This is a genomic window from Pantoea folii, from assembly GCF_056678875.1.
Genome location: NZ_JBWXON010000016.1, coordinates 114,403 through 136,404, shown reverse-complemented (window position 1 = coordinate 136,404; position 22,002 = coordinate 114,403). Strand labels below are relative to the sequence as shown.

Sequence of the window (22,002 nt, the reverse complement as noted above, 5' to 3'; positions counted from 1 at the left end):
GGTATAGCTCAGCTGGGAGAGCGCTTGCATGGCATGCAAGAGGTCAGCGGTTCGATCCCGCTTATCTCCACCAAATCGTTTTTAACGATGCACTGAAAAAGATTTCCAGATGTGGGGGTATAGCTCAGCTGGGAGAGCGCTTGCATGGCATGCAAGAGGTCAGCGGTTCGATCCCGCTTATCTCCACCAAATCTCTGTTCGTCCTGAACAATAGCATCACGATCTAACACTGACTGAATTCATAATTGCTCATTTCGTATGCAGAATGGCGTCATTATTCGTGTGACGGCAACTCCCAGCGTTCTGAAATGCGCCCATTTTTTGATATCAAGTTTCTCGACGAATTGCGCCGTAAATCGCGCGTGCTTCTTCCTGGGCGCTGAGATGATCTCACCCATTCAGCACCAGCTGCTCATTAGGGGCGCAATGAATCGCACCGCAGCAGCTTCTCACGCGCTGAGATGATTATTTCGTTCAGCGTTCAGCGTTCAGCGTTCAGCGTTCAGCACTGCATCTGAGTGCGCCATAAATCGTGCCGCCAGAGCTAAGTGTGCACTGAAATTATGCACAATCTGGTCGCGACGCAATTCATGGCGCTAAGAATTAAGCGGTTGCGGCTTGTTCTTGTGCAGGCAACACGCGGAAGCCGTGCGTGCCATCACGATCCAACTGCGCCACCAGACCGTATTCCCAATCCAGATACGCCTGCATCACAGCAGGTGCGATATCGGTGCCTTCATACGGACGGCGATAGCGATCAATCGCCGGAGACAGCAACTGCTGGTCGCCCTGCTCGGTGGGCAACTGCGCTGCGCGCCAGGCCGCATTGCCACCCTCCAGCACAAACACTGGCTTGCCGGTGAGTTCCGCCACCTGTTCAACCGCATATCCGGCCAACAGGCTGCTGCCGCAGGTCAGCACATAACGTCGTGCCGCAGGCAGTATGGCTTTGCCCTCTTTTTGCAGCGTTGAACGCAGCAGCCAGCCCGCTCCCGGAATATGACTGTTGAGGTGATTGGCGCGCGTGGTGAAGTCCAGTACCTGGGTCTGACCTTCCTCCAGCCACTCCGCCAGTTGCTGCGGAGAAATAAACTCTGGCTGTGCAACCGCAGGAACCTGCGCTTTCCAGGCACCGGTGGCAGTGAAATCACTGGCCTGCAACTCTTCCAGTACTGACACCTGCCAGCCAAGCTGCGCCAGCCAGGATGCAGTCATATTGGCACGCACGCCATCGTCATCAATTAGCACAATACGTGCACCGCGCACGCTGGCGTAATGATCGGTTTCCTGCACCAGCTGTCCGCCTGGTACATGACGACTGCCGGGCAGATGACCCGACGCATATTCGTCTGCATCACGCACGTCGAAAAGGTAAGTGGTACGCGGTTCCTGTTGCCAGCGCTTGAGCGTTGCCAGCGGGATACGCTCTACGCCTGCGCGATCGGCAATGCCTCGTGCATTACTCGCCGCCTGGCGCTGTGCCGTTTCGCTGGTTTCACCGTAGCGGCGCGACTGACCTTTATCCAGATCGTGTCCTGCCAGCGTCCAGCCAATCGTGCCGTTGCGCAGCGCAAACACCGGATTACGGATACCGGCATTCACCAGCGACTGGGTGCCGATGATGCTGCGCGTGCGGCCCGCACAGTTCACAATCACCGTGGTTTCCGGTGATGGCGCGAGATCACGCACGCGCAACACCAGCTCACCGCCCGGTACGCTGGTGGCGCCTGGAATGCTCATGGTCTGGTATTCATCAAAGCGACGCGCATCCAGCACCACTACATTGGCGTCGCTGTTGATTAAGCTGTGCACTTCATCAGCTGACAGGGAAGGGGTGTGATTGTGATGTTCAACCAGTTCACCAAAGGCTTTGCTCGGTGAATTGACATCAATAAACAGCTCACCGCCGGCTGCCTGCCAACCCGTTAAATCCTCTTTTAACAGCGCCACATTGCTATAGCCCAGCGCGGCAATACGCTCTGCTGCTGCCTGCGCCAGACCCTCGTCGTTATCATATAAAGTGATGGAGGTTGTGGATTGTGGAATGCGGTCCAATAGCTCCAGCTCCAGTTTTGAGAGCGGGATATTCACCGCAAACAGCGGATGGCCGGTGGCAAACAGTGCTTCGTCGCGCACATCAACAATCGCCACTTCCTGCTGCTGACGCAGAGCCTCAAGAATGTCCTCCGCCTGGCGGAAAGGGAAAACGGTTTTACTCATGTGATAGATCCCAAATGTTCGGTAAGTAACGGTTGCTGTAACCGGAGATAAACTGTTTTTCACTGCCGTCTTCGCGATACACCGCGCGTTTTACCGCGCCAATGTTGGCGCCATACACGTGGATGCTGATTGACACGCGATCGTCATAGGCATTGCTGACGCGATGGATATCGCCCACGGTAGGAGAGACGGCTTCGACACTGCCGGGATCGAGCCGTATCGGCGCACCATCCGGTTGCAGGCCGTTCTGCCCGGGCTGCCAGGATTGCGAAATCTCCGCGCCACGCAGCATGCCAATTAATCCCCAGACGCGATGGTCGTGAATCGGCGTTTGCTGGCCTGGCCCCCAGACGAAGCTCACCACGGAGAAACGCTGTCGGGCATCGGCATACAGCAGATATTGTTGATAGTGTTCGGGATGCGGCTGGGTATAAGCCTCGTCCAGCCAGTCGTCATGCCGGATCAGTTCGCCCAGCCAGGCGCTGCCCTGTTGTAGAACAGTGGCTTCATCGGGATTCTGGTCGAGCAACGTAGCCAGATTACCGACAAAGTCGCGTAAACGATGATGCTGATAGGCACTCATGATTTATCTCCCGGCGCGCTTTTGGCGACCTGATTGGCCTGAGCAGACAGGCTAAAATCAAAGGCTTTGCTGACATCGATCGCTTTCGGCAGCACCTGATAGCGATGGAAGAAGTCAGCCGATTTTTGCAGGGTGGGGATCAGGCTGGCATCAAACACCAGCGGTCGAATGTGCGCATCGGCTATCCAACTGCTGGTGATGTTGGTGGGCATATTGAGTGTTTTACCCAGCACGCTGGCGAACTCCTGCGGATGTTGCTGCGCCCAGATTTGTGCCTTAGCCAGGCGCGCCAGCAGATCGGCAATGGCTTTATGTTTACCTGCATCATTGATCGCTTCGTCACGCGCCAGCGCATACGAATAGCCCGACATAATGCCTTTGCCACCGCCGTCAGCGACGCGCACCGTACCATCCACAGCAGTGGAGGTGGCGATATACGGCTCCCACGGCGCCCACGCGGATACGGCGCCGGAGGTCAAGGCGGCTCGGCCATCAACAGGTCCAAGGAATCGCAGCGTGACATCGTCTGGTTTTAATCCCGCACGCTCCAGCAAGCCAAGCAGCAGATAGTGACCCCAGCCACCACGATTTACTGCGATTTGCTTACCTTTCAAATCCTGTAAACGGTGAATTCCGGCATCGGGACGGGTCAGCAGCGCGATACTGTCAGGATTGTTTTGCCATGCGCCTACCGCTTTCACCGGCGCGCCAGCCGCAAACACAAACAGGAACGGCAGATCGCCGGTGAAACCGACATCCAGTGCGCCGGCATTTAATGCTTCCTGCACCGGTGCACCCGAATCAAACGCCGTCAGTTTCAAATCGTAGGGCAGATTATTGAGTTCGCCCGACGCTTTTAACGCGGCAAAACGATCCCCCTTAACATCGCCCAGGCGCAGTGTGACTTTATCAGCGGCGAACAGCGGATTGAGCGTGGAGAGTGCCAGCGCAACACCGGTAAACAGTGCAGCCAGCCGCATCAGGCGCTCCTTTTGTCAGCGGCGTTAAGCGCTGCCACTTTCTCGCGCGTCAGCGGAATCAGCTCCTCACCATATTCCACCGCATCATTCAATGGATCGAAGCCGCGAATCAGCACGCTGTGAATGCCGAGGCGATAGTAGTCTAGCAGCGCGTCGGAAACCTGATCGGCGGTGCCTACCAGTGCGGTGGAGTTGTAGCCGCCTTGCACCAGTTTAGCCACGCCGGTCCATAGCACTTTGTCCAGGCGATCGCCTTCATTGGCGGCAGCCAGCAAACGCTGGGCGCCAACGCTTTGCGGCTTGGGTTTACCAAAGGCGAAGCCGGTCTCTTGCAACTGCTTCTCGGCCAGTTCACGGATATGCTCGGCACGTTCCCAGGCCTCTTTCTCGGTTTTCCCGACAATCGGACGGAACGAGATATTGAAATCAATCTCACGCCCGTGCTGAGCCGCAGCGGCTCGCACATTGCGTACCGTCTCTTCCGCCCCTTTCAGCGGTTCGCCCCACAGGGCAAAGACATCGGCATGGCGCGCAGCGACATCAATCGCTTCCTGAGACGATCCACCAAAGTATATCGGCAGCTTTTTCTGCGCAGGTTTGATGGCGGAAAACGCCTGCTCAGCCTGGTAAAAATGTCCCTTGTGATCATAAGGCTGGCTGGATTCCAGACTCTGCTTCAGCACGGCAAGAAACTCATCGCTGCGCGCATAGCGTTCGGCTTTATTCAGGAAGTCACCATCACGACGCTGCTCGACATCGCTACCGCCGCTGATGATATGCACGGCCAGCCGACCATCGGTCAGTTGATCCAACGTTGCCAGCTTGCGTGCGGCCAGTGTCGGTGCGACAAAGCCCGGACGGTGTGCGAGCAGGAATTTTAGTGTTGAGGTGTGTGCCGCAGCATGTGCGGTCACCAGAAAGCCGTCGGGTTGATCGGACCAATAGCCCACGAGAATGCGATCAAATCCCGCTTCTTCATGGGCGCGGGCGAAACGCGCGATGTAATCTTTATCGAACAGCGGACCGCTGGCGGGAATGATTTCGGAAGCCAGGCGGTGGCCAATCATGCCAAGAAATTGAATGCTCATACGATTCTCCAGATGTGACGTTATGGAGAAAAGCTACGGGCGCAGGCAACCGGGACGGAAATTCAATATTGTGCAAAGGTTTTGCGTCAGGTGGGGAAGCGGCGAATGACGGGGATAAAAGGGGTGAAATGCAAGATAGAACAGAAAGGCATAATTAAGAAGAGAAGGGCGAGCCGCAGCTCGCCCTGAACATCAGAAGGCCAGAACCAGACCGGCGATAGCGGCAGAGAGCACGCTCACCAGGGTTGAGCCGTACAGCAGTTTAAGGCCGAAGCGAGAAACCACGTTACCCTGTTCTTCGTTCAAGCCCTTAATCGCACCCGCCACAATCCCGATAGAGGAGAAGTTAGCGAAGGAGACGAGGAACACAGACAGGATTCCTTCTGCGTGCGGTGACAGCTGACCAGCAATCTTCTGAAGATCCATCATCGCCACGAATTCGTTAGAAACCAGTTTGGTTGCCATGATACTGCCAACCTGCAGCGCTTCACTGGACGGCACGCCCATCACCCACGCAAACGGATAGAACACGTAACCCAGCACACCCTGGAAGCTGATGCCGAAGATCAGATCAAACAGCGCGTTCAGACCTGAAATCAGGGCGATAAAACCAATCAACATGGCGGCAACGATGATCGCCACTTTGAAACCGGCAAGGATATATTCGCCCAACATTTCGAAGAAGCTCTGACCTTTGTGCAGATCCTGCAACTGCAGATCTTCTTCGCTATCGACGCGGTAAGGGTTGATCAGTGACAACACAATGAAGGTGCTGAACATGTTCAATACCAGCGCGGCCACCACATATTTCGGCTGCAGCATAGTCATATAAGCGCCGACGATGGACATGGAAACTGTCGACATTGCCGTAGCAGCCATGGTGTACATGCGACGCTGTGACATTTTGCCAAGGATATCTTTATACGCGATAAAGTTTTCTGACTGTCCCAAAATCAGAGAGCTTACGGCGTTGAAGGATTCCAGTTTGCCCATACCGTTGACTTTTGACAGCACGGTACCGATGCCGCGGATCACCCAAGGCAGGATACGGAAATGCTGCAAAATACCGATCAGCGCGGAGATAAACACGATCGGGCACAGAACATTCAGGAAGAAGAACGCCAGGCCTTTGTCGTTCATGTTGCCGAATACGAAGTTAGTCCCTTCGGCAGCATACTTCAGTAGATGGTCAAACAGACCCGCGAACCCTTTGACGAAGCCAAGGCCAGCTTCAGAGTTAAGGAAGAACCACGCCAGCAGAACTTCGATCACCAGAAGCTGAACGATGTAACGAACGCGGATGCTTTTACGATCGTGGCTGACCAGCAAGGCCAGTACGGCTACCACCACTAATGCCAAAAGAAAGTGCAAAATATGGGACATGTCGGCTCCAAATTTGAGGAGGGTTGTATTTTGTTGCGTATTCTATGTAACGCGTTACTTAAAAACGAGATCAAAACCACATTATAAGTATTCGGTATCGACAAATTTCTAAGAATAGTCTCACCGCTCACAACCTCTTCACAAAGCCTTCACAAGAAATATCCACAAAAACATTGTCTATAAAATAACCCGGGAGTAGAGTGATTCCTGTTGCAAACATTTTGGCAAGAACTGGCTTTACCGCAAGGTATAGCAATGGCTATACTTCATAGCACCATCTATTATTACGATAACTATAATCAAATTTCACTTGCCTTGAGCGCCCGTTAAGCTGCATGGGTCAACAAGCGTTAGGACAGGGTCCACACTATGTCAGAAAGTCGCACCGCTGAGCGCGCCGCTCGCGGAGCCAGAAAAATCAAGCTCGCGCTGCTTGGCCCTGCCTTCATCGCGGCAATTGGTTATATCGATCCCGGTAACTTTGCCACCAACATTCAGGCGGGTGCGGCCTACGGCTACAAACTGCTGTGGGTGGTGGTCTGGGCCAATGTGATGGCGATGCTGATTCAGCTGATGTCAGCCAAACTTGGCATCGCCACCGGTAAAAACCTTGCCGAGCATATCCGCGATCGCTTTCCACGCCCGGCAGTGTGGTTCTATTGGGTGCAGGCGGAAATCATCGCCATGGCCACTGACCTCGCTGAATTTATTGGTGCGGCACTCGGCTTTAAATTATTGCTGGGGATTTCGCTACTACAAGGCGCCGTGCTCACCGGCGTCGCCACCTACCTGATTTTGATGCTGCAAAGCCGGGGGCAGAAGCCGCTGGAGTTGGTAATTGGCGGCCTGCTGTTGTTTGTCGCCGGTGCCTATATTGTTGAGCTGTTTTTCTCGCAGCCGAAAGTGAGTGAATTGGTCACCGGTATGGCGTTGCCTTCGCTGCCTACCTCTGACGCCGTGTTCCTCGCTGCCGGTGTGCTGGGCGCCACCATCATGCCGCATGTAATTTACCTGCACTCGGCACTGACGCAACACGGTAACATTGGCAGCAAAGCGGATCGCTACTCGTCCACTAAACTCGATGTGGCGATTGCCATGACCATTGCCGGCTTTGTCAATCTGGCGATGATGGCGACTGCGGCGGCAGCTTTCCACTTCAGCGGGCATACCAGCATTGTGGATCTCGACCAGGCGTATTTGACGCTGCAACCTTTGCTGGGCCGCGCAGCAGCCATTGTGTTTGGATTAAGTCTGGTGGCGGCAGGCTTGTCTTCTACCGTGGTGGGAACACTGGCGGGACAAGTCGTGATGCAGGGCTTTATTCGCTTCCATATTCCGCTGTGGCTACGTCGCACCATCACCATGCTGCCTTCCTTTATCGTGATCTGGGCCGGATGGGATCCAACGCGCATTCTGGTGATGAGCCAGGTACTGTTGAGTTTCGGTATCGCACTGGCATTGATCCCGCTGTTGGCCTTTACCGGCAACCGCGAGTTGATGGGCGATGAGATGGTCAATTCGCGCCTGATGCAAAACGCCGGACGCCTGATAGTGGTGCTGGTGGTGGCATTGAATCTCTATCTGTTGGTCGGTGAGGCGCTCGGCTGGTAACGCTTCGGCTGGTCAAGACGAAAAAAAGAAAATCCCGGCTATCAGGCCGGGATTTTTGTATTAGTGGTGGTGGTGATCATGCCTGTCATCATGACGATGGTCATGGCGCCAATGCTCACGGCGTTCCCGCTCATGCCAGCGGCGTTCACGCTCACGTTCGTAAGCCTGATGACGACGCCACTCTTCATGACGCCACCAGCGATGATCGTTGTAGCGATAACGGTCATTCCACCAGCGCGGCTCACGCCAGCGTCCGCCATCCCAATAGTAACCACGACGATCGCGATCGCCGAGATGCAGCGTGACACCCGGAGCCAATGTAAGGGTGGCGCTGTTGGCTTCTGCTGTGTGCATCGCCAGGGGTGAAAGTGTTGCCAGCAAGGCGGCAAACAAAATTGCACGTTTCATAACTTCTCCTTTTCAGTGGCTTATCACTGCCACCGTTGCGCTAGTGTGCCACATCGGTCCAGTGTTGCCTTGAGAGTGAGTCTGAAAACGTTGCGGGAAATCTGAATTGAGAATTTTCTGCTGCGGAAAATACCCGGCCTGAGCCGGGTAGGTAATCGTTTACACTAATATGTTATGAATCGCTTCGATCTCTTCAGTTGTCAGCTCGGGCTGGCTTAGCATCTCAACGGCATCATCAATTTGCGCAGTTTTACTTGCACCAATCAGCACCGAAGTCACGCGTGCATCACGCAGCACCCAGCTCAGCGCCATTTGCGCCAGCTTCTGCCCACGCTGTTGGGCGATCGCCTGCAGCTTACGCACTTTTTCCATCTTCTCTTGCGTCAACTGGCTCTCATTAAGGAATTTACTGCCGCTGGCGGCACGGGAATCCTCAGGGATGCCTTGCAGATAGCGATCGGTCAGCACACCACCCGCTAGCGGAGAGAATGCGATGCAGCCGACGCCATTATCACCCAGCACATCCAGTAGACCTTGCTCTTCCGGTGCACGTTCGAACATGGAGTATTTCGGCTGATGAATCAGGCAAGGTGTGCCGAGATCGCGCAGAATGGCAATCGCTTCGGCTGCTTTATCTGCCGGGTAATTGGAAATGGCGGCATACAGCGCTTTACCCTGGCGCACCACCTGATCCAGCGCGCGCATGGTCTCTTCCAGCGGCGTTTCCGGATCGGGACGGTGATGATAAAAGATATCGACATACTCCAACCCCATGCGTTTCAGGCTCTGATCCAGACTGGAAATCAGATACTTGCGCGAACCCCAGTCGCCGTAAGGACCGTCCCACATGGTGTAACCGGCTTTAGTGGAGATCACCAACTCATCGCGCAGCCCGGCAAAATCTTCGCGCAGAATGCGCCCGAAATTGGACTCCGCAGAACCCGGCGGGGGTCCGTAGTTGTTGGCGAGGTCGAAATGCGTGATGCCGCGATCAAAGGCGTGGCGCAGTAATTCACGGCTATTATCGACGCGTGTGCTGTCGCCAAAGTTGTGCCATAAACCCAGCGAAATAGCCGGTAATTTCAGGCCGGTACGGCCACTGCGACGATATTGCATCTGTTGATAACGTTCGGGGTGAGGAAATACAGACATGCAGCGTTCCTGTCTCAAAAAGGGAGAAAGTGACATCAGCATAGCAGTGTATGCGTTTACACTAAGCCGAAACGCGCCGAAGATCGCAACTTACAGAATTTTCTGTCGTCGTAACGATTGCTTGCCACAAATCACCATGCGCTGATGGTGAAAATCTCGCCAATTCAGCCACATCGCTGATACTTCGATCATCCCCTTAAGAAGGAGCTGTCGATGAAAACCCTCAACGTTGGCGACTATTTACTGCACCGTCTACAGCAAGCTGGCATCCGTCATCTGTTCGGTGTGCCGGGTGATTACAATCTGCAATTTCTCGACAGCGTTATTGCTCATCCTGAGATTGCCTGGGTCGGCTGCGCCAATGAACTCAATGCCGCCTACGCGGCGGATGGCTACGGTCGTTGCAACGGTGCTGCTGCACTGCTCACCACGTTTGGCGTGGGTGAACTGAGTGCGATTAATGGGATTGCGGGCAGCTATGCCGAATATGTCCCGGTTATTCATATTGTTGGCGCGCCAGCCAGTCGTGCGCAGCAGCAAGGTGACTGTGTACATCATTCACTGGGGGACGGCGACTTCCATCATTTCCTGCGCATGGCACAAGAGGTAAGTACCGCCAGCGCGGTGCTGACTGCGGATAATGCGGTTGAAGAAATTGACCGTGTGATATCGGAAGCGCTTAACCAGCACCGGCCCGGCTATCTGCTGCTGGCGGTGGATGTCGCGGCGACGGAGATTACGGTGCCTGATCCTCAGCCCGTTGCGCCTGTCCATCAGGACACCGCCGTTGCGACAGCTTTTGCTGCTGCCGCTGAACGCTTACTGGCTCCTGCACAGCGCGTGGCGTTACTGGCCGATTTCCTCGCTTCGCGTTGGCAATTGCAATCGCCGCTGTTTGCACTCCGCCAACTACGCGCCATTCCCGCCGCTACATTACTGATGGGCAAAGGCGTGCTCGATGAACAGCAGCCCGGCTATGTGGGTACCTACGCTGCCGAAGGCAGCAGCGATGCGGTGCGCCGGGCCATTGAAGAGACGGATGTCACGCTGTGCGTCGGCGTGCGGTTTACCGATACCCTGACCGCCGGTTTCACCCAGCAGTTACCCGCAGAGCGCGTTATCGACCTGCAACCGTTTCACGCCACGGTGGGCGGAGAATGCTTTGCGCCGCTTAGCATGGCGCAAGCCCTCGCCGCATTATTGCCCGTTTATCAACGCCACTGCGTACATTGGGCACTGGCCGACACTGCATCTTGCGAAGAAATTGAGCAAAACGATGATGCGGTAATCAGTCAGCGCGCATTCTGGCAGGCGATGCAGCGCTTCCTGCTGCCGGGTGATATCATCCTGGCCGATCAGGGCACGGCCGCCTTTGGTGCCGCCGCGCTGCGTTTACCACCGGGAGCACAAATGCTGGTGCAACCGCTATGGGGCTCGATTGGCTATACTCTACCGGCGACCTTTGGTGCACAAACGGCACAACCTGACCGACGCGTCATTTTGATTATCGGTGACGGTTCAGCGCAGCTGACGATCCAGGAGCTGGGTTCCATGCAGCGTGACGGGCAACAGCCGATTATCTTCCTGATCAATAACGACGGTTACACGGTTGAGCGGGCGATTCACGGCGCTGAACAGCGTTACAACGACATCGCACAATGGAACTGGACTGCGCTGCCACATGCGATGAGCGTAGAGTGTGCGGCACAAAGCTGGCGAGTGAGCGAAACGGTGCAGTTAACGGCGGTAATGGAGCAATTGATGCGTCAGCGTCGCCTGACGCTGGTGGAAGTGGTGATGGAAAAACAAGATCTGCCGCCGCTGTTGCGTAAAGTCACTGCAGCTCTGCACCAGCGCAACGGCGGCTAGCCGCTATCCGGCTTAGGCTTTGTTGTTTTAGACCAGGCGGTGCCTGAAACCCTCACGTACACTCGTTACGCTCCGGTTTCTCTGCATCGTCCGTCTCCTGTGAGGCTGAGTCGATAACGCCTGACGCGATAAGCCCGCAGTTTCGGAAAGTTGCCTCTATACAGTGAAGCCGCGGATTGTCAGGCTGTGCCACGCACCAGAAATGTTTACGCCCATCGTGCTGGTGGGCGTTATTGTTTTATTGGCAGGCTCTTATATAGTGTCCTGCAATTGTTTATGACCCAAGCGGAGCAGCAGAAGAATGACAAAATACGCCCTGGTCGGCGATGTGGGCGGTACCAATGCCCGTCTCGCCCTGTGTGAGGTGGAAACCGGTGCCATCTCCCAGGCCAAAACATTCTCAACATCAGACTACGACAATCTCGAAGCGGTGATTCGTGCTTATCTCGACGAGCAAAAGCAGGAGATTAAACACGCCTGCATCGCAATTGCCTGTCCAATCACCGGCGATTGGGTCGAGATGACCAACCACGATTGGGCATTCTCAACCCGTGAGATGAAAGAGCACCTGGCCTTCGACAGCCTGGAAATCATCAATGATTTCACCGCCGTGTCGATGGCCATCCCGATGCTGACCGACGATCAAGTGATTCAGTTTGGCGGCAAAGCACCGGTTGAAGGCAAGCCGATTGCGATTTACGGCGCCGGCACCGGATTGGGCGTGAGCCATCTGGTGCACGTGGATAAGCGCTGGATCAGCCTGCCGGGCGAGGGCGGTCACGTTGACTTCGCCCCGAACAGCGAAGAAGAGGGTGAAATTCTCGAAGTACTGCGTGCGGAACTGGGTCACGTGTCGGCGGAGCGCGTGCTGTCAGGATCCGGTCTGGTGAATCTCTATCGCGCTATCGTCAAATCTGACAACCGCGAACCTGAGAATCTTAAGCCGAAAGATGTCACCGAGCGTGCATTGAAAGACAGCTGCATCGATTGTCGTCGGGCGCTGTCGCTGTTCTGCGTGATCATGGGGCGTTTCGGTGGCAACCTGGCGCTCAATCTCGGCACCTTTGGTGGCGTGTACATCGCTGGGGGAATCGTGCCGCGCTTCCTCGATTTCTTCAAAGCCTCTGGCTTCCGCGCCGCGTTTGAAGACAAAGGCCGCTTCCGTGATTATCTGGTCGATATCCCGGTGTATATGATCACCCACGATCAGCCTGGTCTGCTGGGCGCGGGCGCGCATCTGCGCCAGACGTTGGGTCGCGTGCTGTAATCTGTTCCGGCGAGCAGCGTTCTGCTGCTCGCTTTACAATCTCATCAACTGGCGAAACGCCTTCACCTTGCTGCGGCTCACGGGCACCTGCGCATCCAAATCACGCAACTTCACCAAATAGGTATTGTTAAACCACGGCTCGATCTCGCGGATTTTGCTGAGGTTGACGCAATACGACCGATGGCAGCGGAAGAACAGCTGTTCTGGCAGGCGACTACAAAATTCACTGATCGCCATCGACATCACGTACGCTTCGCGGCGCGTATAAACAAACGTCAGTTTTTCATGCGCTTCGACGTAATAGATATCGTTGATATCCGTCACGATAATGCGCTCATCTTTCACCAGATTGACTGTTTGTGGTGCGCTTTGCTGAGTGGATGGCTGTGCGAGTTGCTGCTGTGCGCTGGCTTCCAGCTTATTCAGCATGGTAATAATGCGCGACTCGTGATAGGGCTTGAGTATGTAGTCAAAGGCGTCCAGCTCAAACGCATCCACCGCATGCTCTTTCCATGCGGTGATAAACACTATCAACGGCTTATGCGCAAATTGGTTAATGTTTTGGGCCAGCAGCATGCCATCCAGCGAAGGAATGTTGATGTCGAGGAAAATGACATCGACGCGATGGTTTTGCAGATACTTCAGCACTTCCAGCCCATCATCAAAACAGGCTTCGATAGTGATCTGACTGTGCTGCTGGATCATCCAGCTCAACTCTTGCTGAGCAAGAAACTCGTCTTCGACGATAATGGCTTTCACGCGCTGGGTTCCGTGATATGGCTCAACGGTGCAGCCAGACGCTGACCGTTTTTGCTCAGAGTGAAGGCGATTTCCGTTCCCGGATGATGACGCGTGATGCTCAGACCCTGGCCGGAAAGCAGCTTCACCCGATGATGCACATTAAGCAGCCCGATTTTATTGCCCGGCATCTCATCACGCGCGACGCGGCCAATCACCTCTTCACTGATACCCGCGCCCGTATCGCGCACCGCAACGCGCACATAATCACCGAGGTCTTTCACACTCAATGTCACCACCCCTTTGCCACGGCAGGGCTGAATACCGTGCACAATGGCATTTTCCACCAGAGGCTGAATCAGCAAACTTGGCAGCGTGAAGTGCAGATCTTCATCAATGTCATAAATCATCGACAGCTTATCGCCAAAGCGCGCCTGTTCAATCGCGATGTAATCCTTCACCTGCCATAGCTCTTTTTTAATATCGATCAGCTCGTCATCGTTCAGCTCAAGGTTGTAGCGTAAATAGCGCGAAAGATTGATCACCAACTGACGTGCCGTATCTGGATTGAGACGAATGGAAGAGGAGATAGCATTCAGCGCGTTAAACAGGAAGTGCGGGTTAATTTTACTCTGCAACGCACGCAGTTCCGCTTTGTTCGCCATCTCTCGTAGCTGCTCAGCGCGCGATACCTCCAGCTGGGTGGAGATTATTTGCGACAAACCAATGGCCATCTCTTTTAGCGATCCGGTAATGCGATGCGCTCGACGATAATAGATTTTTAACGTGCCTGTGACTTCCCCTTTTTCCCAAAGGGGAATAACCAGCATTGAGTGAATATCTTTGGTGCGATGCGCCTCATCATTATTCTTGATGATGATTTTGCCGCTCGCGATCGACTGCGCCGTGGTAGGGCTGATGCCATCATCCCCGTTGTGATAGTTATGCTCACCGTAACCAACGTAGGCAAGAATCTGCTGGGTATTGGTGATAGCTACGGCATCGGCATGAATATCGCTGCGAATGATATCGCACACCTGACGCAACGACTGGCTATTCACCTGACGAAACAGCGGCAACGTTTTATTGGCAATCTCCAGTGCCAGCTTGGCCTGGCGCGCTGCTATCGCTTCTTTTTCCCCTTCCACGCTCTGCACTAACAGTACAATCAAGCCAATGCTCGATGCGCCGAGAATCATCGGTAACGCAATCTCAGAAACAATCGAAAAACCTAACGACAATGGACTGGCCCACAGCACAATCAACACCATAGTCAGGGTTTCGCACAGCATGCCGCCAAGGATACCGGCGCGCCAGCGCTGCTCTTTGCTCACGCGACGATTGATAAACCCAGAAGCGATACCGGCAATGATGCTGGTAATCAGGCAAGGCACGGCCGTGACGCCATCCATATCGATCAGATAACGATGGATGCCCGCAATCACCCCGGTAGCGATGCCAACCCAGGGGCCAAACAGAATGCCTCCCGACATCACCGCAATCACACGCACGTTCAGCAGCGAACCATCGACGTTAATGCCCGACCAGGTACTGAACAGTGCAAACAGCGAGAAAATCGCCGTCACCACCACTTTCTCTTTGATCGAATGCTCATCTTTTTGCAGCAGCTGACGGAATACCCGCGTGCGGGTAAGGAAGAACAGACAAATCAGCATCAGCGCAGCGCGGTCAAATACCGCCAGCAGCATGTCGAAGTGGGAAGGCAAGGGCATCTCTCGGAGTGAACCAGGGTGAGGTTATGATAAAAAATGTGATCAAGATCTGCCAGCGCCGCGACACCCGCAAAACGCTTCTCATGGTTTAGATCAATTCTCGATGCGGTTTAGAACAGCAACGCATGCAGTTCAAGGCCAGAACGGACCAACCCGAAGATAAAAAAACCTTTAATGGCCTATCAATTTCTTCAGAAAGCTCTGTACGGTTTTTCAAACAGCAACGCATTCAGCTCAAGGCCAGAACGGGCTAGCCTGAAGATAAAAACACCTTTAATGACACATCAATTTCTCCAGAAAGCTCTGTACGGTTTTTCAAACAGCAACGCATTCAGCTCAAGGCCAGAACGGGCCAGCCCAAAGAGCAAAGCGTCTGGGCCATGGATGGCCCAGCCGATCTGCAGGGATGCGTGTTGTCTTTGCGATCGGGCTGGCCCGTTCTGGCCCTGGCACCCAACCAACAGCGACTATCAACTCAACTCCCAACTCCCAACTCCCAACTCCCAACTCCCAACTCCCAACTCCCAACTCCCAACTCCCAAAATCCCAAAATCCCAAAATCCCAAAATCCCAAAATCCCAAAATCCCAAAATCCCAAAATCCCAAAATCCCCCACACTCCCCAAAAAGAGGAAAACTTGAGTAACAAAAAGAGGATTAGTTATCCCTACGCAGAACGCTGGTTGTAAATCACGCGGTTTGCTATGTTGCCATGAGTTATTTCGCGGAGCGCAGCAATGCAACTTCTTACCCCTCGCTTGTCCCTGACACGCTTACAACCCGAAGACTGGCAAATCTTCAAAGCCGTACACGAAGATCCCGGCACCATGACCTGGGTCAGTGAAATCCCTGACGAAAACGACATACGCCAGCGCTTCACCGAACGCCTTGCGCCCTGGCAAGTCACCAGCTTCCACATGCTGTGCCTGGTGGCACGCCTGCGCGAAACCAATGAACCGATCGGCTTGTTTGGATGCAGTGCCGAATGGCAGCCTTATCGGCAAGCTGAGGTCGGCTACATGCTCTGCCATCGCTTCACCGGAAACGGCTATGGCAGTGAAGCGCTCAAGGCACTGTGCGACTTCTTGCTACAAGCAGAATTTCATAAACTCAAAGCGCTGGTCATAGAGGGGAATTGGCCGTCCCGACGCATTCTGGAAAAGAATGGTTTCACACTTGAGGGCACCCTTCGGGATAATTATCTGCTAAACGACCAATGGGTAAACGATTGGGTGCTGGGTCGCCTGAATTCGCAACATTAAAAAAATATTCTGTTGCTCTCGACAATTCTGTTATCAGCGCGTTATGTTCTTACCTCGGTCACCGCAGTGACCAGCGTCGCTCGGACGGTCCGGGCGCCTACGTAAACCAGAGGACATCATGGCTGATAACAGCACACCCCGTCGTTTCTCGCGTATTGAACGCCTTCCCCCGTATGTATTCAACATCACCGCTGAATTGAAGATGGCTGCGCGTCGGCGCGGCGAAGACATCATCGATTTCTCAATGGGGAACCCGGATGGACCCACGCCGCCACACATCGTGGAAAAACTCTGTCAGGTAGCGCAACGCGAAGATACGCACGGTTACTCCACCTCGAAAGGCATTCCTCGCCTGCGTCGCGCCATCTCGCGCTGGTACGCAGATCGCTATCAGGTAGAGATCGATCCCGAATCAGAAGCCATTGTCACCATCGGTTCCAAAGAAGGGTTGGCGCACCTGATGCTGGCGACGCTCGACCATGGCGACACCGTCCTGGTGCCCAATCCGAGCTACCCGATTCATATTTACGGCGCAGTGATTGCCGGTGCACAAGTGCGTTCCGTACCGCTGGTGGCAGGCGTTGACTTCTTCAACGAGCTTGAACGCGCTATCCGCGAAAGTTATCCGAAACCGAAGATGATGATCCTCGGCTTCCCTTCGAATCCCACTTCACAGTGCGTCGAACTCGACTTCTTCGAACGTGTAATTGCGCTGGCGAAACAGTACAACGTGCTGGTCATCCACGATCTGGCTTACGCCGACATCACCTATGATGGCTGGAAAGCGCCGTCGATCATGCAGGTGCCGGGGGCGCGCGACGTAGCGGTGGAGTTCTTTACGCTGTCGAAAAGCTACAATATGGCAGGCTGGCGTATCGGCTTTATGGTGGGTAACAAAGAATTGGTATCCGCGCTGGCGCGTATCAAAAGCTACCACGATTACGGCACCTTCACCCCGCTGCAGGTCGCGGCGATTGCCGCACTTGAAGGCGATCAGCAATGCGTGCGTGATATCGCCGAGCAGTATAAACGCCGTCGCGATGTGCTGGTGAAAGGGCTGCATGAAGCGGGCTGGATGGTCGATCTGCCAAAAGCCTCAATGTACGTCTGGGCGAAAATTCCCGATCACTATGCGCATCTCGGTTCGCTGGAGTTCGCTAAACTGCTGCTGCAGGAAGCCAAAGTGTGCGTCTCACCGGGCATCGGCTTTGGTGACTACGGTGATACCCATGTGCGATTTGCTCTGATTGAAAACAGCGATCGTATTCGTCAGGCGGTACGTGGCATCAAAGCCATGTTCCGTGCGGATGGCATATTGCCGGGAACGGTAAAAGCGCTGGAAGAAGAAGAGTAAAACTAAGAAGGGCGACTTTGGTCGCCCCGCCTGGCAGGATTTATTTGAGCATCAGCACGAAAGTGCCTACCCAGATTAACAGGAAGAAAGAAACTCCCATCAAAGCATATCTCACAAAACGACTCCTCTGAGCGGTTACCATGCTGGTGATCCCAATCCAGCGTAACCCGAACAGAATAAGAGAAAGGTGAAGTTCATAACCGCTGCACGCTTTCTTCTCAGGTGGTTCCAAGCGAACTCAGAACAGGATCGAGCGCTAATTTACGCGCAATCGATCCGAAAATAAATAGGCCAGTTCTGAGAGATTGCTCACATTTTCATCGGGCGTCAATTTCCGGTATCGCGGACATGCCCACACGCAGTTGTGCCAAATCGGGTTGGTTGGCATCCAGCACAATTTTCACCGGTAAACGCTGCACCACCTTGGTGTAATTACCGGTGGCATTGTCCGGTGAAATGGCGGAGAAGGTCGCGCCCGTCGCCGGTGCAATGCTGTCAACATGACCGGTAAAGGTCTTGCCAGGCAGCGCATCGACTCTCACCACCGCTCTCTGTCCCGGCTGCACATCGGCCAGCTGAGTTTCAAGATAGTTGGCGGTGATATAGGTTTGTTGCAAGGGCACCACCGCCAGCAAACGCGTTCCGGCGCTAACGTAAGCGCCCAATCGCACCGAACGCTGACCCACCATACCGTCTACCGGTGCCACAATCCGCGTATAAGAGAGATTCAGCTTCGCCTGATCCACGCTGGCCTGCGCTGCTGTCACATCGGCCTCTGCCTGACGCACGGCCGCTTGTAACACACCCACCTGTTTCATCGATGCAGCCAGTGCAGCTTCACTCTGGCGCACAGCAGCAGACGCTGAACGTTGGGTTGAACTGGCTTTCTGCTGCTCATCTGCGGCAATGGTGCCGCTTTTATACAGCTGGTTATAACGCGCCGCACTTTGGCCGGCGTATTGCGCTGACGCCTGGCTCGCTGCTAAGGTCGCTTTGGCTTCATCAATGGTTGATTGCTGCTGCTCCAGTTGAGCCTGGCTGCTCAGGCGTTTGGCATCGCTGACCTGCAAATTCGCCTGCGCCGTTTCCAGCGCCACGCGATAATCGCGATCGTCAAGCGTGGCTAGCAGTTCGCCCGCTTTCACTCGCTGGTTATCCTGCACATTCACACTGGCGATATAGCCGGACACTTTCGGCGCCACCAGGGTGTAATCCGCATTTACATAGGCATCATCAGTGCGATGATCGTTGCCGGTCATTGATGACCAGACAAAAAAGGCCATGGCCAGCAACACGATTAATAGGGCACTCAACAGCACCGTTCTTTTCAAGGCAAAAGCTTGCATATCAGTTATCTCGACGTCGTCGTAACAGGTTGAATCAGGGTTTGTGGCGGCCAGACACGTTTTGGCAACCAGGCAGTCAGTAGTAAAAGCAGTGCGGCGAAACCAATCAGCATTTGGTAGCAGTCACTCAGGCTGAGCACCATCGCCTGATGCTTCAGCAGGGTCGCGAAACCGCTCAGGTTCTCTGCGCTACTGGCGCTGCCATCCGGTAATAAAGGAAAGCTGCTGCTGGATTGGGCGCTGCTGGGCGCGGTCATCAGCCAGGGTCGACTGGCGGCATTGCCCACCAGCACGCTGGAGTGAAACTGTTCCCGGTGGCTGATAAACCATTCCACCAGGGTGCTGGCGGCAATGCTGGAGAAACCGCGCACTGTATTGAACATCGCGGAGGCAAATGGGCCTTCCGGTGGCGCAACCACGCTGGTGGCGCTCATCAACACCGGCAGAATCACCATCGGTTGACCGAAAGCCTGCAAAATTTGGATGACCCAGAAATTCTGTCGCGCCCAGTCACTGGTAATGTTCATGCCCATCAGGCAGGAGATCACCAGCAGCGTCACGCCAGCAGTCAGCATCCAGCGGCAATCAATCCAGCGGATATTGAGCAGTGCTGCCACCAGTGGGGCGATCAGTAATTGCGGCAAGCCGATGGTTAACGCCAGCGGCGCGAATTGCAGCGTGCGGAAACCTTCCACCTGGCCAAGATAGGCGGAGGGCAGCGCGGATCCGGAAAGCGACAGAATCAACACGCCCGCCAGCGCCAGCAAACCGTGCGCGAGATTGTGACGGCGCAGCATCTGCAATTTGAACAGCGGCAACGGGTGAAACCATTCATTAATAAAGAACACAGTCAGCAATGCCAGCGCGCTCAATAATAGCGCCGCAAACAGCGGTGAACTGAGCCAGTCAAGGCGTTCCCCTTGCGTCAGCGCCAGAATCAGCAGCGCCATGCCTGAGCAACCGGTCAGCATGCCAAACAGGTCTATCTGCTTGAAACGCTCGAAGCGTAGCGGGTCTTGCGGTAAGCCCCAGCCAATCAACAGCATGGCGATCAGCATTGACGGGATAACTTGCCAAAACACGAACATCCAGCTCACTTCATCGGTCCAGAAAGCGGCAAGCGTGGCGGCGAGATTGGGGCCAAAGGTGGCGGTTAACGCATAGGCGCCAAGACCATAAAGCTTGATTGGCGGCGGCAGAAAACGCAGTGCCACGGTCATCAGTAACGGTGGCAATGCACCGCCAAACAGACCCTGAATCACGCGCAGCGCAATAAACAGCGTGGCGTTTGGCATTAACGGCAGCAGCAAACCGCACAGCATAAAGCCAGCGGAAACCGCCAGAGCAAAACGACGCAGGGAAAAGGTCACGGCAAACCATGGCGCGATCATCATCGCGGCCACTTCCGCCGCCTGATAAGCGGAGATGATCCAGCTGCCTTGATCGTAGCTCATGCCGATGGCGGCACGGATATCTGCCAACGCAATATCCGTCACGCGGTCATTTAATCCGGAGGTGAGCGCAGCAATCAGCACGCCAACCAATCCCAGCGCCAGGCGCAGGGTAAACGGATGGGGAGCCGGAGCCGCAACAGGCTGGGCGTTCATAACAGGTGTCTCGTTTTATTATTGATGCAGTGTATTGCGATGTGATACATGTCGCATCTTACATCTCGGTATGATGTATTGCAATGTGATACAGGGTGTAAAAGTGCGGTCATTCGCGCTAAAGTAGGGCAGGCCAAAAAGGAACGCACAATGGTTGAACTTCCCTCAAGCCGTGAGGATGAAAAAGCGGGTGGCATTCAGGTCATCGCGCGTGCGGCAAAAATTCTGAATGCGCTGGGTGAACATCCGGGCGGCATGAGTCTGGGCGAAATTGCGCAGGTGGTTGATCTGCCACGTTCAACGGTGCAGCGTATTATCGCCGCGCTGGATAGCGCACAACTGGTACGCAGCAGCGGGGCGGGCGGGCTTCGTCTGGGACCGGCACTGCTCAAGCTGATCTCCAGCGTGCACAGTGATGTGGTCGAAATTGTCCGTCCGTTTCTGGAACAACTCTCCGCCGATATCAACGAAACCGTTTCGCTGGCACGCGCCAGTGGCACACAGTTAGCGATTGTTCACTATGTGGTGGCATCCCGGGAATTGCGCGTGGTGCCACGCATCGGTCTGAATCTCCCGCTCTACAGCACTTCAGGCGGTCGCGCACTGCTGGCACTGGAAAGTGATGAAGATGTGCGCGTGATGGTCGGCGAAGCCTATAAAGAGTTGACCGAAATGACGGTGAAAACTCTGCCACAACTGCTGGAATTGATTGCTGAAGTGCGTAACAGCGGTCTGGCCATCGATCGTGGCGAAACGCTCGAAGGAATTTCCACCATGGCGGTGGCGATCGACACGCTGTTTGGTCGCTTTTCCATTTCGCTGCTGGTGCCGACGGCGCGTTTTCATAAACAGGAAGCGCGTTATCGTGATGAAATCATGAAATGCAAAGAGGCGCTGATTCGCGAAATTGGCAAAATGACCGCTGTGGAAGGATAACCAACTGATGAAAACCTTGCTGATGGCCATTGATAATTCACCGGTGGCAGAAAAAGTCATCGCGTTAACCATTGAACAGGCGCTGGCGCAACAGGCGCAGGTCACGGTGTTGTGCTGTGTCGATCCCGCTTATTCCTCCTGCAATCAGCCGATCGAAATCGATGCGGGCGAAGATCCGGATGATTTCGTCGCGGCAAAAGATGAACAAAATACCGCTGAAATGGTGGTGCGTCACGCGCTGGCCCCGCTACTGCGTGCCGGTGTGGCTGCCAAAGGTTTGATTCTGGCCGGTGAAGCCGCGGAAACGATTGTGGCGCAGTCCAATGCACTGAAGGCCAGCATGATCATCATCGGTCGCCGTCATCTTTCTCCTTTTAATCGCCTACTTAAAGGTTCGGTGAGTGCGGCTGTGATTGAGCGCGCCAACTGCCCGGTTCTGATTGACGTTCGCAAGGATTAATCACGC

General features: G+C 54.7%; 19 protein-coding genes and 1 tRNA gene. 8 read left to right on the top strand and 12 right to left on the bottom strand.

Annotation, left to right across the window (positions count from 1 at the left end; translation table 11 throughout):
• The first annotated feature begins 113 nt into the window (after window positions 1–113).
• Window positions 114–189: transfer RNA gene (locus tag AC1MDE_RS18545), tRNA-Ala, on the top strand.
• Window positions 190–603: 414 nt separating this feature from the next.
• Here AC1MDE_RS18545 and AC1MDE_RS18540 read toward each other — a convergent pair.
• The 5 genes from AC1MDE_RS18540 to AC1MDE_RS18520 form a co-directional block, all read right to left on the bottom strand.
• Complete coding sequence (locus tag AC1MDE_RS18540; RefSeq protein WP_479399142.1) at window positions 604–2,220, bottom strand: rhodanese homology domain-containing protein; 1,617 nt, start codon at window positions 2,218–2,220, stop codon at window positions 604–606.
• Complete coding sequence (locus AC1MDE_RS18535; RefSeq protein ID WP_058959059.1) at window positions 2,213–2,803, bottom strand: cysteine dioxygenase family protein; 591 nt, start codon at window positions 2,801–2,803, stop codon at window positions 2,213–2,215. The genes AC1MDE_RS18540 and AC1MDE_RS18535 overlap by 8 nt, the downstream gene beginning before the upstream one ends.
• On the bottom strand, window positions 2,800–3,783 hold the full coding sequence (locus AC1MDE_RS18530; protein ID WP_480344966.1) for an ABC transporter substrate-binding protein: 984 nt from the start codon (window positions 3,781–3,783) through the stop codon (window positions 2,800–2,802). The genes AC1MDE_RS18535 and AC1MDE_RS18530 overlap by 4 nt, the downstream gene beginning before the upstream one ends.
• Window positions 3,783–4,871 (bottom strand): LLM class flavin-dependent oxidoreductase, encoded by a 1,089-nt coding sequence (locus tag AC1MDE_RS18525; protein ID WP_058959057.1) that lies wholly within the window; start codon window positions 4,869–4,871, stop codon window positions 3,783–3,785. Before AC1MDE_RS18525 ends, AC1MDE_RS18530 begins: the two co-directional genes overlap by 1 nt.
• A 192-nt stretch (window positions 4,872–5,063) precedes the next feature.
• Window positions 5,064–6,254: a NupC/NupG family nucleoside CNT transporter gene (locus tag AC1MDE_RS18520; protein WP_058959056.1), complete on the bottom strand. Its 1,191-nt coding sequence runs from the start codon at window positions 6,252–6,254 to the stop codon at window positions 5,064–5,066.
• A gap of 369 nt (window positions 6,255–6,623) precedes the next feature.
• Here AC1MDE_RS18520 and AC1MDE_RS18515 point away from each other — a divergent pair, with 369 nt between their 5' ends.
• Window positions 6,624–7,865: an Nramp family divalent metal transporter gene (locus AC1MDE_RS18515; RefSeq protein ID WP_058959055.1), complete on the top strand. Its 1,242-nt coding sequence runs from the start codon at window positions 6,624–6,626 to the stop codon at window positions 7,863–7,865.
• 60 nt (window positions 7,866–7,925) lie between these two features.
• Here AC1MDE_RS18515 and AC1MDE_RS18510 read toward each other — a convergent pair whose 3' ends face one another.
• Together AC1MDE_RS18510 and mgrA are read right to left on the bottom strand one after the other, a co-directional pair.
• Window positions 7,926–8,273 (bottom strand): DUF2502 domain-containing protein, encoded by a 348-nt coding sequence (locus AC1MDE_RS18510; RefSeq protein ID WP_058959054.1) that lies wholly within the window; start codon window positions 8,271–8,273, stop codon window positions 7,926–7,928.
• 159 nt (window positions 8,274–8,432) lie between these two features.
• Complete coding sequence (mgrA, locus tag AC1MDE_RS18505) at window positions 8,433–9,425, bottom strand: L-glyceraldehyde 3-phosphate reductase (protein WP_479400654.1); 993 nt, start codon at window positions 9,423–9,425, stop codon at window positions 8,433–8,435.
• Window positions 9,426–9,638: 213 nt separating this feature from the next.
• Between mgrA and AC1MDE_RS18500 the strand changes: the two genes are divergently transcribed.
• Together AC1MDE_RS18500 and glk are read left to right on the top strand one after the other, a co-directional pair.
• The gene (locus tag AC1MDE_RS18500; RefSeq protein ID WP_058959052.1) at window positions 9,639–11,294 is read left to right on the top strand and encodes an alpha-keto acid decarboxylase family protein; all 1,656 of its coding nucleotides are present in this window, start codon (window positions 9,639–9,641) and stop codon (window positions 11,292–11,294) included.
• Window positions 11,295–11,595: 301 nt separating this feature from the next.
• Window positions 11,596–12,561, top strand: a complete 966-nt coding sequence (gene glk, locus AC1MDE_RS18495) for a glucokinase (protein ID WP_058959051.1) — start codon at window positions 11,596–11,598, stop codon at window positions 12,559–12,561.
• A gap of 33 nt (window positions 12,562–12,594) precedes the next feature.
• On the opposite strand, the gene AC1MDE_RS18490 is transcribed toward glk, so the two are convergent.
• Window positions 12,595–13,320 carry a LytR/AlgR family response regulator transcription factor gene (locus AC1MDE_RS18490; RefSeq protein ID WP_045816617.1) on the bottom strand — a complete coding sequence of 242 codons (726 nt, stop codon included), beginning with the start codon at window positions 13,318–13,320 and terminating at the stop codon, window positions 12,595–12,597.
• Window positions 13,317–15,008, bottom strand: a complete 1,692-nt coding sequence (locus AC1MDE_RS18485; RefSeq protein WP_058959196.1) for a sensor histidine kinase — start codon at window positions 15,006–15,008, stop codon at window positions 13,317–13,319. The genes AC1MDE_RS18490 and AC1MDE_RS18485 overlap by 4 nt, the downstream gene beginning before the upstream one ends.
• 760 nt (window positions 15,009–15,768) lie before the next feature.
• Here AC1MDE_RS18485 and AC1MDE_RS18480 point away from each other — a divergent pair.
• Window positions 15,769–16,293, top strand: a complete 525-nt coding sequence (locus AC1MDE_RS18480) for a GNAT family N-acetyltransferase (RefSeq protein ID WP_058959050.1) — start codon at window positions 15,769–15,771, stop codon at window positions 16,291–16,293.
• A 118-nt stretch (window positions 16,294–16,411) separates the two neighbouring features.
• A complete protein-coding gene (alaC, locus tag AC1MDE_RS18475; protein WP_038645618.1) occupies window positions 16,412–17,647 on the top strand; it encodes an alanine transaminase in 1,236 nt (411 codons plus the stop codon).
• A 40-nt stretch (window positions 17,648–17,687) separates the two neighbouring features.
• Here alaC and ypdK read toward each other — a convergent pair whose 3' ends face one another.
• The 3 genes from ypdK to AC1MDE_RS18460 all read right to left on the bottom strand — a co-directional run bounded on the left by ypdK (window position 17,688) and on the right by AC1MDE_RS18460 (window position 20,600).
• On the bottom strand, window positions 17,688–17,762 hold the full coding sequence (ypdK, locus tag AC1MDE_RS18470; protein ID WP_100701370.1) for a membrane protein YpdK: 75 nt from the start codon (window positions 17,760–17,762) through the stop codon (window positions 17,688–17,690).
• A 202-nt stretch (window positions 17,763–17,964) separates the two neighbouring features.
• Entirely contained in the window at window positions 17,965–18,993 is a 1,029-nt protein-coding gene (locus AC1MDE_RS18465) for an HlyD family secretion protein (protein WP_058959049.1), read from the bottom strand.
• A 5-nt stretch (window positions 18,994–18,998) separates the two neighbouring features.
• Window positions 18,999–20,600 carry an MFS transporter gene (locus AC1MDE_RS18460; RefSeq protein WP_479399134.1) on the bottom strand — a complete coding sequence of 534 codons (1,602 nt, stop codon included), beginning with the start codon at window positions 20,598–20,600 and terminating at the stop codon, window positions 18,999–19,001.
• Between the two features lie 150 nt (window positions 20,601–20,750).
• Between AC1MDE_RS18460 and AC1MDE_RS18455 the strand changes: the two genes are divergently transcribed.
• Both AC1MDE_RS18455 and AC1MDE_RS18450 read left to right on the top strand, forming a co-directional pair.
• Window positions 20,751–21,536: an IclR family transcriptional regulator gene (locus tag AC1MDE_RS18455; protein ID WP_034825209.1), complete on the top strand. Its 786-nt coding sequence runs from the start codon at window positions 20,751–20,753 to the stop codon at window positions 21,534–21,536.
• A 7-nt stretch (window positions 21,537–21,543) separates the two neighbouring features.
• Window positions 21,544–21,996 (top strand): universal stress protein, encoded by a 453-nt coding sequence (locus AC1MDE_RS18450; protein ID WP_034825207.1) that lies wholly within the window; start codon window positions 21,544–21,546, stop codon window positions 21,994–21,996.
• Window positions 21,997–22,002: the final 6 nt, after the last annotated feature.